The following is a 15,121-nucleotide window of genomic DNA, read 5'->3' on the forward strand; positions in this document are numbered from 1 at the left end:
GAGGGCTTAATCGTTCTTCGTGAACCGCCGTGGTACGGAACCGTATGCCCGGTGGTGTGAGAGGACGGGGGAGGCGACTCCCCCTCCTACTCGATGGATCATCGCATTGTGGCGTGAAGGCGCCGACGGCTTGCCTTGGTAAGGCCATTTATTGTTGGTGTTGCAGCCGCTTGCCCAGTGCCGCCATAAAGGCTGCACCCGCCTCGAGTTGCTCGATGTCGATGTGTTCGTCGGGTTGGTGGGCCTGGCCAATGCTCCCTGGTCCACAGATCACCGTGGGCAGCCCCTCACGCTGGAACTGGCCGGCCTCAGTGGCATAGGCCACGACACCGACAGGCCGCTCATCGAGCAGGTCGTGACACAGGGCGAGCACCTCGGCATTGTTGTCGTCGGCCAAGGCCGGCACCGTGGTGTTGAGTGCCTCGGTGACGATGGCGGCGTCCGGCGCGCGCCGTTGCATCTCGGCCTCCAGGCCAGCTGCGGTATCGTTGACCCGTGCAAGCAGTTCCTCGAAGCGGTCCGAGGGCAGGTGACGGATCTCCCACTCGAAGCAGCACTCGCCGGCCATGATGTTGATGGCCGTGCCGCCGGCGATCTTGCCGACGTGCAGGCTCGAGTGGACCACGTTGAAGGCTTCGTCCACGCGCCCCTCGGCCTTGAGTTCGGCCATCACGTCCTCGATCCGCGTCACCAGCCGGGCGGCCACATGGATGGCCGAGACTCCCTGGTTGATCTGGCTGGAGTGAGCGGCACGGCCGGTTACGGTGGTGCGCAGGTTGGTCGCCCCCTTGTGGGCCACCACCGGGTGCATCATGGTCGGCTCGCCGACGATCACCGCCGCCGGACGCGGGTGGTCGTCGAGCAGCCGTTCGATCATCCGCGGGGCGCCGATGCAGCCCACCTCCTCGTCGTAGGAAAAGGCCAGCCAGATCGGTCGCGCCAGGTTCAGCTTCACCCAGCGCGGCACCTCGGCCAGCGCGCAGGCGAGAAAGCCCTTCATGTCGCAGCTGCCGCGGCCATAGAGCCGGCCATCGCCCTTGTCGACCAGGGTGAACGGGTCCGTTGACCAGGGCTGACCCTCCACTGGCACCACATCGGTGTGGCCGGAGAGCACCACACCACCTTCGACCCCGGGACCGATGCGTGCCAGCAGGTTGGCCTTGCGGCCGTCGTCGCTCTCCACCCGCCAGTGCGCCACGCCGTGATCGTCGAGCCAACCCTCGACCCACTCGATCAGGGCCAGGTTGGAATCTCGCGACACGGTGGCAAAGCCCACCAGGCGGTCGAGTATCTCGGCGGCGGTCATGATCAGGTTTCCGGCTAGCTAGTATCGGCCCAGTCTAACACGGCGGGCCAGGTGGCGGGCCAGCTCGCATCCATGCCGAACTGGACCATCAGCTGCGCTTGGTCCGGTTGCCTGAGGAGGAGGCGGGTTACCACGGTGCTTGACTGACATGTTCATCATCATAACCACGCAGGTTCAGTTTCAGCATGCGGACCGCGTTTGAGCCTCCTGTTACTTGACCGTGATCTGGTTGTCGATGGTGTCCACCTTGTCATGCTCATGCGCTATGGCCTCGGCTCGCCTGCGCTGTTCTGATGTCTCGACGAAACCGCTCAGGGTGGCTCGGCCGTCTTGCAACTCAATATCGATGGCCGATCCGGCCAGGTCCGGTGCTTCGAGAAGGCGGGCCTTGATCTGTACCGCCGGCAGGGAATCCTGCTGGGTGACCCTGGCCGATTCATTGACCGGGGCGTCGGCACAGCCGACCAGAAGTCCTGCCACGACAACGCCCGGTATCGTCAGGCTGCCAAGCCAGTGGTGTCGATGTCTCATTCGATGTCCGCCTTATCGATCGCCTCGCGGGAGCGCTTGATCAACCCTTGGCAATAGTCCCTGCCGATACCCGTGCCCGCATCGACCAGCGGCAAGAGCGCAGCGATAGGGCCGGCAATGGCGCCGAGAGCTACGCTCGTCCCGCTACGTATGGCGAGGCGTTGGCTATGCACCCCGCTGTCGATTTTGTTGAAGGTGCCGCCCAGATGAAGAGGAGATCGTCCCACCAGCAGGCTGGGGTCGTTGGGATGGGCGATAAGGCTGATATCCAGGCGTTCCGTATTCATGTCCACCTGGCCTCCGATGGTGAAGGTGGTATCGATCGTGTCCACCAGGAAGGTGTCCAGTTCGATAATGCCATTTCGCGCCTGGAGATCGGCATAGGCACAATCGATGGGGATGGCGTCGCGTCCACGTATCCAGCTCAGAAAGGCCTGGCTGGCATCGAGCCCGGCCAGCTCGACGAGTAACGCCTCCAGCCTTCCGCCTGTCATCAGCAGCACCATGCCGCCATCGACAGATGCCAGGAGTTCTGCAATGGAGGTTCCCTCCACCCACAGCTTTCCGCGCCCGCCGACGATGCCGATACTTTCGTCGGCCAGGTTCCATTGCTGCAAGGCATCGTTGAGATTCACGTTCTGCACCTCTACCTGCAGGGTGCCGCTGGGCGGTTGGGTGCCGGCATCCAGGTCGAGGATAAGATCGACACTTCCCTTGCCAACCCCGAAGCCGACGGGCTTGAACAGGCCGCGCCCATCCTCGAGAAGAAAATCGATGACCACGTTGCTCAAGGGGATGTCCCCGGCACGCACGGACTGCCCTCGAAAGCTGACGTCTGCCGATATCTCCTTCCAAGCATCGCCGATGATCGGGTCGTCGGGCAGAAGGAAGCGCTTGTCAGGCACATCGCTTTCGTCCGTTTTCGGGGTCGCTCCGGCAAGAGCCCCGAGATCCTTGATATCCAGATGACGAGAGGTCAGTTCTCCGGAAAGACGAGGAGGCCTGGCGCCTCCGTCGAGTGCCAGCCACCCATTGAGATCGCTATCGCCTACCGTGCCTTGCATCTCGCTGAGGCTCCAGCGCTGACTGTCCAGTTCCAGACTGCCCGATACCGAATAGGCGGGAAGACGTGGCAAGGGCACGCCCAGCAAGCGGTTTAACCGTTGCGGGTTCGGTCCCTCCAGGGCGAGCTCGAGATTCAACCCTTTCAGGGCCAGCGGTTGAAGCAGAGTACCCTGTAACTGGAGCCGTGTATCGACGATATCGGCCTTGACATTCACCGCATAAGGGCGGTCGGGGTCGCGGGCATCGAGCAGGGGGTCGCCATCTAGTGACAGCGAGGCTGGCACGCTGTCGTAGCGACCTTCGCCTTTCAGATGAAACCTTTGATCGCCTTCATCGAGACCTTGCGTTTCCAGCGACAGCATCAGCTCGGTACCGGCTTGCGGGTCATTGAAGCGAAGTTCGGAGGGGACAATCGTCAGCTGACCGATGAAGGGCAACAGCAGATCATCGCGCCTCTCAGCGGCCAGCGTTTCACGCATTTCCAGGTGCAGGTTTCCGGATAACCTGCCCAGTCTGTCCTCGACAGGCGTGAAGGTATCGGTGAGCCGTGAAAGGGCAATCGTATCAAGCTGTATATCCAGCTTTCCCGACGCCGGTTGGGTGGTCGCATCCAAGGCAAGGCTGCCGGCCAGGGAACCCTCACCGACATGAAACTCAAGAGGATCTGCCAGAAATCTGCCATCTTCCAGCTGGGCATTCAGCAGGGGGTCACGCAGTTCGAGTCCGTTGGGCAACACCAAGGCCTGCGCTTTTAGATCGAACTGTCCATCGAAGCCTCGTAATGGCGCCAGCAGGGAATCATTCGGGTCGCCTTGGTTTGCTTCGCCAGCGGCGGGAAGCAAGCGAGCTAGCACGATACGTCCGGCTTGCAGGTCAGCGTTTACCAAGGGGCGTTCGGTGTTATGAAACTCCACGCTGCCAGCGATACTGGTTGAGGCTATCTTGCCGTCAAGCCCCGTGGCAGACCATCGGGCGTCGTCGCGACTCAAGCGGCCGGTGAGACGAAATTCGGGCAAGGGCGGCAGAATCGGGCCAACCCAGGTTTCCAAGGCACGGCCGCTGTCGGCCTCCAGCACCACATCGCCGTCAAGGGTGCGGGGCTCTAGCAACGACGCCAGATGGGTGTCGACGCGGGCGTGTAACCCACCAGATGTGGCCTCGGCCTCGAGCCCATAGTCATCTTGCCAGGCCCCCGTCTCGAGGTTGATCAGCTCGGTCAGCGGGCCGCCCCTGACGTCCATCTCCAGCGGTTTATCAGCAAAAGTACCGTTCACGCCGAGCAACAGTCCGGGAGGCTCTCCCTCACCAACCATCCCCAGTGTCGCCTCGAGGTCGCTGCCGGCCGCCTCGCTGCGATATGACAATCGGCCGTTGGTGATACGCACGTTGGCAAGCAGGGTCTCGCGTTCGACGGTTGGGCGTTGCTCGATTGACTGAAGGTCAATGGTCAGTTCGGCATCCAGGTTAGCGTCGGACCCCAGCGGGATCCCCAGCGCCTGCGGGGGCAGGCTCTGTAGGGAGATCTGCGTCTTCGCCGCCAATATCTCCGCATTGCTCGTCAGGCTGGCGTTGGCTTCGACCTTGCCCCCGGCCATCGCAAAGCGCAGGGAATCGAGGGTGAGTGTGCGCTCGGCAAGCGTGATTCGCGAGTGAATGTCATCGACACGTTGCTGTTCCAGGATCAGGCGCCCAACCGACAGCGCCAGTTCGCCCCGCAGAGCTGGCAGCACGGGTACTGCAATGGCCGTCGTTTCTTTTCGGGATTGAGGCAGGACCGCGCGCAGGGCGGCGACATCGAGTTGTGTGGCTTGCAACTGGCCATTCAGCGTTGGTATCTCGCCGCTGGTATCCAGCTTCAACTGGCCGGTCATGCGGCTCTCGGCCATTTGGATATCGATGTCGCTGAATTGCCATTGACTGCTGTGGTGCTCCAGATGTGCTGCGATATCAACACGATCCAGCTCGAGCGGGGGCCAGTCCCGCCATTGCAACCAGTCGGCAAGCCCCTGAAGGCTGAGCTCGCCATCTACCTGCCATCGCGCCAGTGCCGGTGCCTCGGGAACCTCGAAGGTTGCCGATAGCTGGCTTTCATTGGCACTCAAGGAAAATTTGCCGGCAAATGCCTGGGCCTGATCCATGAAGGCCTCGAGGGAATCGGTTTCTGCTTGCAGTTCGAAATGTTGCTGCTGAAATGTCAGCGTTGCCTGACTCTTCAGGGTGGTGTCATCTGCTTGCATCTCCAGAGAGGAAACGCTCAGCTCGAGCGGGGTGTCGCTCTCGGCGGTGAAGTAGTGTATCTGCGCGTCGGAGACCGACAGGTGACGAATACGCAAAGGCGACGCTGTCGCGTCCTTGGAAGGCGGCTCGCCCTCCTGAGCCGGCGGCGCTGTATTGTCGACGAATATCCAGTTGCCTGGCGCATCACGACGTTGTTCCAGGTTCAGTGTCAGGCCCTGGATCTCGATACCATCCAGCACGATCTCTCCTCGCATCAGCTCACCCAGTGATGGCAAGACACTGACACGCCCGACCCTGAACATCCGAGGCGCCGTGGTCCATGGCGGATTATCGAGTTCGAGCTCGTGAAGGGATAATCGTGGATTCGGGAAAAAATCCACTGTCACGGTGCCGTGAATCGTTGCCGAGCGTCCGGTGGCCGCCTCGATTTGTTCACTGATGACCGGCTTCAGGAAGTTCCAGGGCACCAGCGCCACTGCGGCGGCCACAAGTACCCCGAGGATGAGCGGTACCCGCCACCACCAACGCAGGTGTCGTAAAGATGCATCTGCCATGTGTCTGCCGTCCTGTATCGATTACCTTGAGTATATCAGCGCGTTGCGTGGACGAACGCTCTCGGCATCATGAGTATGCCGAGTCGGCCCTGGCGGTGGCGATGATAGCGCCAGTCTATTGGTGCCATCGGCGTCTCGGCTTGGTGCAGGCCGTTGACACGTATATGATGTTAGCTTCCTTACATTTGCTGAAATACCTTCGCCAGAGGAGGCGCCTCAATGCCGAACACTTCGCTTCTTGTCCCGCTCAAGCTCGGCAGCCTGACCCTGCCCAATCGCGTGATCATGGCGCCGCTGACCCGGGCGCGCACCCCAGACAGCGTGCCCGGCAAGCTGCAGCAGGTCTATTATGGCCAGCGCACCGGCGCCGGCCTGATTATCAGCGAGGCCACCAATATCTCGCCTACCGCCCGCGGCTACGTCTACACGCCGGGAATCTGGACCGACGAGCAGGAGGCTGGCTGGCGTGATGTGGTAGAGGCCGTGCATGCCAAGGGTGGACGCATGGCCCTGCAGCTATGGCACGTCGGTCGGGTCTCCCATGAGATGGTGCAGCCCGATGGCCAGCAGCCCGTGGCTCCCAGCGCCTTGAAAGGGGAAGGCGCCCAGTGCTTCGTCGAGTTCGAGGACGGGAGTGCCGGCCAGCACCCCACCAGCACTCCCCGAGCTCTGGAGACCGACGAGATTCCCGGCATCGTCGAGGACTACCGCCAGGCCGCGCAGCGTGCCAAGTGCGCCGGCTTCGACATGGTCGAGGTCCATGCCGCCAACGCCTACCTGCTCAACCAGTTCCTTGCCACCGGTACCAACAAGCGCACCGACCGCTACGGCGGCTCCATCGAGAACCGTGCGCGCTTTCCGCTGGAGGTGGTCGACGCCGTGGCCGAGGTATTCGGCCCCGAGCGCGTCGGCATCCGCCTGACCCCCTTCATCGAGCTGTTCGGCCTCACCGACGATGAGCCCGAGGCGATGGCCCTCTACCTGGCCGACGAGCTCAACCGCCGCGGCCTGGCCTACCTCCACCTCAACGAGCCCAACTGGGCCGGAGGTGATATCACCTTCCCTGAAGGCTTCCGCGAGCAGATGCGCGAGCGTTTCAAGGGTGGCCTGATCTACTGCGGTAACTACGACGCGAAAAGCGCCCAGGCACGGCTCGAGGATAACAGCGCCGATGCCATCGCTTTCGGCCGTCCTTTCATCGCTAATCCCGATCTGCCTGAGCGCTTCCGCGTCGGCGCCCCGATCAACGAGCCTGATCAAAACACCTTCTACGGTGGCGACGAGCACGGCTACACCGACTACTCCTTCCTCGATAACGGTTACGACCGTCTCGGCTGAGACCGCCAACGCGGCGGTGGCGACGGCACGGCGCCTCAACCAACTGCGCGAGCAGGACGAGGCGTGTATCAACGAGTCGGGGGATACCCCGGCTCGGTGGAGCTGCTGCTGGATGTCATTTTCCAGCAGCTTCCTGCAGCCTCCAGCAACCTATCGCCAACGTCGCTCAATGCCACTCTATCGTCGCCCAGCTCAGTGAACGGTGGGGGCTGAGGCTACATGATTATTCCCCATTAAAATAAGCGAGAAAAAGTCAATAGAGTAAGCTTGTTTTTATACTAGGAAAAACCGATTACCGACATTGGTAGGACTGACTTTATCGGCATTCCAACAAGGATATATCATGCTTCAATCGGATCAGTTTGACGTCAACGAGGCGTGGGTCGTGTTCAAGTTGAACGATCAGCCAATCCATACGGATCAGGATGGTGACTTCAATGTCTTTGCGCTCATCGATGCCGCAAGCTGTTTCATTCTCAGTTCTTCTCCAGTATTGGCAACGAGTGTCGAGCCGAGCAAGCTGGATTCTCGGCGCCTGCTGAAGCAGGGGAAAGCGCATAAGAAAAAGCGGCCGAAAAAGCTCTTTGTGCCGAGCGGACAGCCTGCTGAACTTTTGGCCGCTGAAGCAAAGAGGCTGGGCATTAGTGTGGTTTATATTCCCGAGGACCAGCTGTTTGCTATTATCGGAGAAGCAAGGAAAGGCTTCAGGGAGCGCTTCGGTTGAGAGGTCATAATCGTGGGCTGAATGCAGAAGAACAGGCGGGAATAGGGGATATGCTCCTGTTCCCACCGGGGATAGAGATTAGTTAAAAGATTCGCAATGAAAGACCATGAGTACACCTTGCTCGATGTCTTCACCGACCGGGCCTTTGCCGGGAATCCACTGGCGGTATTTCCGCTAGCGGAAGGCCTGGATACCGCTATGATGCAGGCCATTGCCAACGAGCTGAACCTTTCCGAGACGGTGTTTGTCGGACAGGCTAGCGGCCCGAATCGTTACCCCATGCGTATCTTCACGCCCACCATGGAGTTGCCCTTCGCTGGCCACCCGACGGTAGGTACGGCCCATCTCTTGATGGAATTGGGCATGGCCGGGCGTGATAGGCCTCTGACCCTCGAAGCGGCGTCGGGCCCTTGGTGGTGGCGTTTGATCAGGCGCTGGCGAGTTTTACCACGGCAGAACCGGTCAGCATCCTGGCCAGTACGCTGAACCAGGTTGCTGCTGCAGAGTTGCTGGGCCTTGAATCCGGCCAGGTCGTCGGAGAGCCGGTGCTTGCCTCCTGCGGGTTACCCTATCACTTGATCGAGCTCGATTCGTTGGAAGCCCTCGAACGGGCACGACCCGCGCCGAGCGCCTGGGCGCAATGGGTATCACCCAGCGGCCATGAGCAGATATACCTCTATGTTGCCGGGGATGAGTCCGTAGACAATGAGGTGCTTCGAACCCGGATGTTTTCCACCACGGGAGGTGTACGTGAAGATCCGGCTACCGGCAGCAACGCCGCAGCCCTGGCGGGGAAGTTGGCGGCGAGCAAGGAAGAGGGCGAGCTGTGGCGTTGGCGAATCGAACAAGGCATCGAAATAGGGCACCCAAGCCGCATCTTTGCCGAGGCCGAACGCAATGGCCAGCACCTGACGATCCGCATCGCCGGGGAAGCGGTGATCGTTGGCACAGGTTCGTTGTGGTTGTCGGAGTTATAGCCTGGATAGCATCAGTGTTCTTCTGCTGCCACTGCTCGCGAAATTCGACCCGCAACTTTTCCGCCAAGTCATTCTCGAACGCTGCAGACAGGTTGATGCCCAGCTGCCTCGCTTGCTTGAGAAATTCACTATTGATGCGGGCGCTCGTCGGCTTCTTCGACGCTTGCACGTCCTATGACTGATCCATGGGCTCGGCCTCGCATAGTCTATGCGCACCGATTTTGTCCGACAATCATGCGCTGGGTAATGCAGACCGTCGAGCTTCCATCTGCTACTCGATATAATCGACTACTAGGCGGCGATCTTCACCGGCTGACGGGCCAGCCCTGGAAGGGCGACCCCCCGTGGGCTGCTCAGCTGGCCCTCATCGAGTTTTAGTGGCAGGCTAGAGGTAATCATTACGCAATTGCTTGCGATGCCATGGCGGCGGGCCAGCGGGATGCACAGGGATCAAACGATGATACGGCGACTACAAGAATTGCAGCAGCTGCCGGGCCACACCTCGACCAATCTGATCGGCAAGGTGCATGAGAGAGGGATATGACCGCTATCGATCAAAGGCAGCAGGCGCGCGAGTTTTGTATATATAGCCTAATTTTAATTAATTTTCCAAGGAATCAGAGGCTTGCGCCGATCTTGGCAGGCAGCATTTGCTGGATAAACGTGCCGGCACGTTCATCCAATCATAGAACGTGCCGTCTAATACCTGTTAGTCACCAGGAGAATCGAGTGCCAAATTACGCAACAGGAATTGACGATATCGCCACAACGAGAGGAGCGTGTTCTGGCTGGACGTTTATTTGCATTGATCATTCGGCCCTCGATGCTTTCGAAACGGCCGCAGCTGCACTTCTTCAAGAAGCAAAACTCAAGAGCTTTCATGGCAAGGAATTTAAGCGCCGCAAAATCGATTCCTATATCAAGTTTCTGAAGTTGGTTCGTTCAACTCTTGAGTCTGAGTCTGGTTCAGGTTTCGTCAGTTCCACCCTGCTTGGTCAAGACTGGAAAACCGAGTTCGAGGGCTTCTGCAACAACGTGATCGGCGGTTCGTTCTCGTCTGCTGGAGTCGAACCTGGGCCGATCAGCGAAGCGTCACAGCGAATAGCATCTCCTCTCTTTACGTTCCAACGGATGGCGGAATCAAATTGCCGTGGTGGAAGTACCATTGTTCAAATAGACCGCCATGCACTATACGACAGCCTTGATTCTGATGAACTAAAGATTGAGGGAACCAAAGTCTCCGGCCAACTGCCAATCATTGCGGCACTACGCGCCTATGGAAAAAGGCAATTTCCAAACGCACCAGAGATTGAGCGTGAAGGTATTTCTGTATGTCCAGATGAAGATTCGTTCTTGGTTCAAGCGGCGGACATCATCGGAAACTTTTCGACAGCTCTTGCGTTCCGTCACCTCGGAAGGAAATCGAAGTCTAATGATCTTAAATGCTCGACGTTTCACCAAGTGTTCGGCGACTTGATTGACTTCAGTGATTTTCCTGAAGGTGTGGAGAGAAATGGTGACGAGCTAGTGCTGGCACCTGGCTCAGCATCTTTCACTTTTAGTATCGGTGGAGCTGGTGTCTAACAATGCATTCAACTCGGACGCCGGCAAAGCCGGCGCCGGTTAATGCAAACGTTATGTGCGATCATAAAATCAGAAAATAGGTAATATTTATGGCTTTCAACCCCAAACCCGAATACACAATTGTGAGTACCGAGTTCGGGATTAAAGATTTCTACGATTACGGCGAAGATTTTGTCACGAGGCCCCCATACCAGAGAAAAGCTGTTTGGTCGAAGAAGAAAAAACAGTCTTTGATGGATAGCCTTTTTCGCCGTTACTACATCCCGAAATTGGTAGTTCGAGAGGTTCGTCTGTCAGACACCTTTGCCGTAAATGAAGTGATCGATGGGCAACAACGAATAACAACGGTTCAAGAGTTTTTCGCAGGAGAGTATCCACTTCCACGCTCTCTTTCAGACCTCGACCCAAACTTACCGGGAAAATATTACGATGATCTTGACGTTTCTGTACGGAAGTTCATTGATAAGTCGCTGAAATATCAGGCTGACGTTATTAAAAGCATTGACAAGCCCCACGATGCTGATCACCAGATCATCGCCACAGAAATTTTCTGGCGATTGCAGCAGGGCGAAACGTTAAATTACATGGAAGTTGCTCACGCGCAGCTCTCAAGTCTGACTAGAAATTTTATTGTGAAGTATGCCGATGACCAGTCATTTGACTACGAGCGTTACGAGCCTATCGACAATAATCCGAATAAACATCCCTTTTTTAGGTTGTTGAATGTAGATAATAGCAGGATGAAGCATCTGCAATTTATGGCTCGTTTCCTAATGATTGAGGCAGGTGGCGGGTATGCTGATTTGAGTGATCGGAAGGTTGAGGATTTTATCAACCAGTATAAGCAGGATGACGGCATTGGGAATTTGTCGTACGAAAATCAAACAGAAGCTATATCCGTTCTAAAGTCTCTTGATACGTTTTATGAGGTTTTCAGGGATGATCCTATGCTTGATGAAAACTCTGGAATAAAAGAGTTTTCCGTTGAGTACTTCATAATATCCATATACATGCTGGTTCGCCACATTAGTCGTTACTACGTGATAGATGGCGAGGCGCGGGAAATATTGAAGAATTTCATTTATTGGTTCTATCAGCGCTGGAAAAGCTATGATGAGGCAGAAGATACGGATTTACTAACGTTTAGCAACCACAGGCAACAGGGTGAAAGGGATCTTGAAGTAAGAGATATGATCCTAAGACAGATCTTCTTCAAATATTTGGCAGATGAAAGTGTTGAGCTCGTAGCAAAAGATTTAAAACGAGCGTTTACTGAATTTGAGAGAATAGCTATTTATAGGAAAGGAAAAGGGTTGTGTCAGCAATGCCTTCGAGAGGGCCGGCCTGAAAATGAAGCCAGGGTTAGTTGGTCAAATTATCAAGCAGATCATGTTATTCCCCATTCCAAAGGTGGCAAGACAATTTTGGAGAATGGGGAGCTACTTTGTGCTTATCACAACCAATCTAAAGGTGCGTCCATCTAGTACTGCACATAACCAGGGGCTGCAGCGGACCGCTTTTCCGGCGCGGTGCGCCTCCAAATCGGCCGCTGAGCCCAGACGTTAAAAAGGAGAAGTCATGGACATCCTAAAGGAGTTCGAGGATGACGCTCGAATTGAAAAGCAAGATGGAACTGTAGTCGGTCCATATAAGGCTTCATTTCCCGGCAAGACCATCTTCATTCTGGATGAGAAGGCAGATGTAGAAGAAGGCGACGTAATTTTACGGGAGCTACCCAGTGGGAAGGATGAGCGTTGCATAGTCACTGATGCCACATTCTATAAACGTGGTGTTGCCGGCATGGGAGCGCATTTCCAAATTAAGTATCGTAAAGGCGGACAATCTGAGATGCAGAAACCTGGGCACACCATCAATATTCATGGCGCTCAATCAGTCCAGGTCGGCGACCATAACACTCAGAACATTGTGAATTCGTTTGAAGCCCTTGTGAAGAAAATCGAGTCTGCTGACCTCCCTCCAGCGCAAAAGGAGGAAGCCAAAGGAATGCTCCGCAAACTACTGGAGCACCCCGCTATTGTATCCGTCATCGGCGCTGCGGCTGGGGCTGTTTTTTAACAAGTGCAGGCACGGCGACGCCTACTACATTGCGCCTTCGGCTCCATTCCGTAGGCGCGCATGCTGCAAGCGTTAGCACTACCAATGACATAGCGCTCCGTGCCTTATTAAAGGTTTAGAAGTTACCTATGGTGGATGAAAAGTGAACAATCTAACAGCAATTAGCTTGTTTTGTGGTGCCGGAGGGTGCTCTCTGGGATTCAAACAGGCTGGCTACGAAATACTGTATGCAAATGATAAAGATTCTGCTGCTATCGACACCTATAAACGAAACTTTCCTGGTGCAGTATGTAGCAACGAAGATATTAACAACCTAGATTTTAAGCAGGTATTAAAAGATATTGGGGTGGTTCCTGGTAATCTTGATATGCTTATTGGCGGCCCTCCCTGCCAAGGTTTTTCGACTGCTGGAACTAGATTTTGGGATGATCCAAGAAACTATCTCTTGAAGAGCTACGTTAAAGCTTTGGATGTAGTTCGTCCCAAATGGTTCATAATGGAAAATGTTGAAGGGTTGCTAACTTCAAATAAAGGAAAGTATATTCATGAAGCAGCGAAAGCGTTTATTGAAATTGGCTACTTTATAAGGATTGAGAAGGTATATTCACAAGAGTACGGGGTTCCCCAGAGAAGAAAAAGAGTTCTAATTGTTGGTAATAGAATTGGTCATAATTATAAACTCCCAGAGGCGATAATAAAAGTTTCAGGGCAGATATTCAGGAATTCAGATATAACAATTTCGCACGCAATTGACACTCTGCCAAAATCTGCTAAGTCAAAAGATGAATTGGTAACTCCTATTTCTGAACCTGTTCGAGATAAATTCGATTTAATACTTAGAGGTAATGCTGTTGAAATTACAGACCATTACTGCCCCCCAATAAAAGGTATTCAATTGGAAAGAATATCCTCTCTTAGACCTGGGCAGACAATGAAAGATTTGCCTGACCATCTTCAGCATGAATCATTCAGGAAACGGGCAAATAGGCGCGTGGCAGATGGAACGCCAACGGAAAAACGTGGCGGAGCGCCCTCTGGCTTAAAGAGATTAATATACAATGAACCAAGCCTTACGATTACGGGCGCAGCTACACGAGAGCTAATCCATCCTGTTGAGAACAGGCCCCTTACGATTAGGGAAGCAGCCAGAATACAAACGTTTCCAGATGACTTTATATTTTGCGGCACGGCATCTCAAAAAATACAGCAAATTGGAAATGCTATCCCCCCAATGCTTGCTCGGATATTTGCCGAACATATCCGAGATGATTATGGTTTTACAGGACAGCCCCACAATGAAGGAAAGCTCTTAGGTTATTTGTTAACTAAAGCAGGAGCTATGAGCCCGGCTCTGAAATCAACTGATATGTTGCTTTTAGATCTCATGACGAATCAAAGCCAGAAACAAGAGTTACTGTTTGGATAAAATATGACGAATTCAGCATTTTTTCGAAACCTATATACTAAATGCAAGATGCATGGAGCTGGAGAAGCACAAGTTTCTATATCGGACGGAGAGCTATATGCGCTTCTTTCCATTGCCATTGATGACTTGGGATGGTCGCACGCTGATTTCGGTGCTAGTCGGGTGGCTACTCCCGATACAGACTACTACAAAATTCCTTTGAGCTGGTTTGATCAGCAAGCTGAAATAAGCATCAAGTTAATTGAAGTCCAGAGCGTATTGAGATCTGCGTTTGAGAAAGATAATGACTTCGGTCTATACATCGAAAATTTAACTGCTCTTCATCGACGCAGAGTCAAATACAGAAGGATTTTGGCGGCACAACCGATGCCAAACATGGATCAAATTGGTCCTCGGTCTTTATTGGAGTACGGCTGCTGCGAATCTACTTTGCTGGCCAACTGGATGGTTTGGCGAAAGTGGATTTATGATGTTGATAATCGATCAGCACAAGAAACCGGTTATCTGTTCGAACCGCTTTTGGCCAGCTGTCTAGGCGGCGAACCTGTAGGATCAAAAAATTCTCCGGTAAAAAGGCTAGACTCAAATGGTCGGCCAACGACCAAAGGAAGGCAAATCGATTGTTTGGTTCCTGGCAATAACAGAACCTATGAACTAAAGCTTCGGGTTACTATTGCAGCAAGTGGGCAAGGTCGCTTCGGTGAAGAGCTTTCCTTCGCAGAAGAGAGCCAAGCTGCCGGATTTACTCCGGTTCTTCTCGTGCTTGATCCGACTCCCTCTGCTCGACTGACTGAGCTATCAGAAAAATATATCTCATGTGGAGGCGAGTTTTACCACGGTGAAGCCGCTTGGCAGCATATGGAAGAAGAAGCAGGGGAGGTTATTTCTGTTTTTATAGAAAACTATATCCGACCTGCCATTCAAGGGATTGAAGAGATTGAAATCCATTTCCCGAAATCAATAAATTTGAGCTGGTCGAATAATGAAATAAAAATATCCGATAATTCTGCTTCCTATATCGTCCAGAGAGTATGAGTGCTAACAAGGTGCTGCACACGGACAATTTTTCCGCTGCGCTCCAAAATTGCCGGTGAGCGCGGCGTTAGCAAGATGCCAATAGGCACACACCTGAATCCGTGATCCCGAAACCCAAGTCTTCCCTATCTCGCCTCCCGAGCAATTTTTGATCACCGGCATCCCCTTTCTCGCGATGCCTGTCAAGCTTGTTGGAACCTGGAATCAGGCGGCTTCTAATCGCTGATCGCGTTGAACCAGCGGATCTTCCTGGTCCGGGTTCAGCCA

Annotated in this window: 12 protein-coding genes and 1 pseudogene; 9 read left to right on the forward strand and 4 right to left on the reverse strand. The window is 54.8% G+C overall.

The window, feature by feature from the left end; genetic code table 11:
• Positions 1-148: 148 nt before the first annotated feature.
• The 3 genes from argE to DFO68_RS14900 form a co-directional block, all read right to left on the reverse strand.
• Positions 149-1,306 (reverse strand): acetylornithine deacetylase, encoded by a 1,158-nt coding sequence (gene argE / locus DFO68_RS14890; protein ID WP_133484409.1) that lies wholly within the window; start codon positions 1,304-1,306, stop codon positions 149-151.
• A gap of 210 nt (positions 1,307-1,516) precedes the next feature.
• Positions 1,517-1,837 (reverse strand): BON domain-containing protein, encoded by a 321-nt coding sequence (locus tag DFO68_RS14895; protein ID WP_133484410.1) that lies wholly within the window; start codon positions 1,835-1,837, stop codon positions 1,517-1,519.
• Positions 1,834-5,694 (reverse strand): AsmA family protein, encoded by a 3,861-nt coding sequence (locus DFO68_RS14900; RefSeq protein ID WP_133484411.1) that lies wholly within the window; start codon positions 5,692-5,694, stop codon positions 1,834-1,836. Before DFO68_RS14900 ends, DFO68_RS14895 begins: the two co-directional genes overlap by 4 nt.
• A 219-nt stretch (positions 5,695-5,913) precedes the next feature.
• Between DFO68_RS14900 and DFO68_RS14905 the strand changes: the two genes are divergently transcribed.
• The 4 genes from DFO68_RS14905 to DFO68_RS15970 all read left to right on the forward strand — a co-directional run bounded on the left by DFO68_RS14905 (position 5,914) and on the right by DFO68_RS15970 (position 8,733).
• Entirely contained in the window at positions 5,914-7,032 is a 1,119-nt protein-coding gene (locus tag DFO68_RS14905) for an alkene reductase (RefSeq protein WP_133484412.1), read from the forward strand.
• A 343-nt stretch (positions 7,033-7,375) separates the two neighbouring features.
• Positions 7,376-7,756, forward strand: coding sequence for a hypothetical protein (locus DFO68_RS14910; RefSeq protein WP_133484413.1), 381 nt, complete (start codon positions 7,376-7,378; stop codon positions 7,754-7,756).
• Between the two features lie 96 nt (positions 7,757-7,852).
• Positions 7,853-8,242 carry a PhzF family phenazine biosynthesis protein gene (locus DFO68_RS15965; protein WP_279512846.1) on the forward strand — a complete coding sequence of 130 codons (390 nt, stop codon included), beginning with the start codon at positions 7,853-7,855 and terminating at the stop codon, positions 8,240-8,242.
• Entirely contained in the window at positions 8,170-8,733 is a 564-nt protein-coding gene (locus DFO68_RS15970; RefSeq protein ID WP_279512847.1) for a PhzF family phenazine biosynthesis isomerase, read from the forward strand. Before DFO68_RS15965 ends, DFO68_RS15970 begins: the two co-directional genes overlap by 73 nt.
• A 43-nt stretch (positions 8,734-8,776) precedes the next feature.
• On the opposite strand, the pseudogene DFO68_RS16105 reads toward DFO68_RS15970, so the two are convergent.
• Positions 8,777-8,902: pseudogene (locus DFO68_RS16105) on the reverse strand (type II toxin-antitoxin system CcdA family antitoxin); the annotation flags it as partial.
• 560 nt (positions 8,903-9,462) lie between these two features.
• Between DFO68_RS16105 and DFO68_RS14925 the strand changes: the two are divergent.
• The 5 genes from DFO68_RS14925 to DFO68_RS14945 all read left to right on the forward strand — a co-directional run bounded on the left by DFO68_RS14925 (position 9,463) and on the right by DFO68_RS14945 (position 14,854).
• Positions 9,463-10,317 carry a hypothetical protein gene (locus DFO68_RS14925; RefSeq protein WP_133484414.1) on the forward strand — a complete coding sequence of 285 codons (855 nt, stop codon included), beginning with the start codon at positions 9,463-9,465 and terminating at the stop codon, positions 10,315-10,317.
• 89 nt (positions 10,318-10,406) lie between these two features.
• On the forward strand, positions 10,407-11,801 hold the full coding sequence (locus DFO68_RS14930) for a GmrSD restriction endonuclease domain-containing protein (protein ID WP_133484415.1): 1,395 nt from the start codon (positions 10,407-10,409) through the stop codon (positions 11,799-11,801).
• A 94-nt stretch (positions 11,802-11,895) separates the two neighbouring features.
• Positions 11,896-12,393 (forward strand): RIP homotypic interaction motif-containing protein, encoded by a 498-nt coding sequence (locus DFO68_RS14935; protein WP_133484416.1) that lies wholly within the window; start codon positions 11,896-11,898, stop codon positions 12,391-12,393.
• A 142-nt stretch (positions 12,394-12,535) separates the two neighbouring features.
• The gene (locus DFO68_RS14940) at positions 12,536-13,819 is read left to right on the forward strand and encodes a DNA cytosine methyltransferase (protein ID WP_133484417.1); all 1,284 of its coding nucleotides are present in this window, start codon (positions 12,536-12,538) and stop codon (positions 13,817-13,819) included.
• A gap of 3 nt (positions 13,820-13,822) precedes the next feature.
• A complete protein-coding gene (locus DFO68_RS14945) occupies positions 13,823-14,854 on the forward strand; it encodes a restriction endonuclease (RefSeq protein WP_243726534.1) in 1,032 nt (343 codons plus the stop codon).
• Positions 14,855-15,121: the final 267 nt, after the last annotated feature.

Source organism: Halomonas ventosae (assembly GCF_004361885.1).
In the GTDB taxonomy this organism is placed as follows: domain Bacteria; phylum Pseudomonadota; class Gammaproteobacteria; order Pseudomonadales; family Halomonadaceae; genus Halomonas; species Halomonas ventosae_C.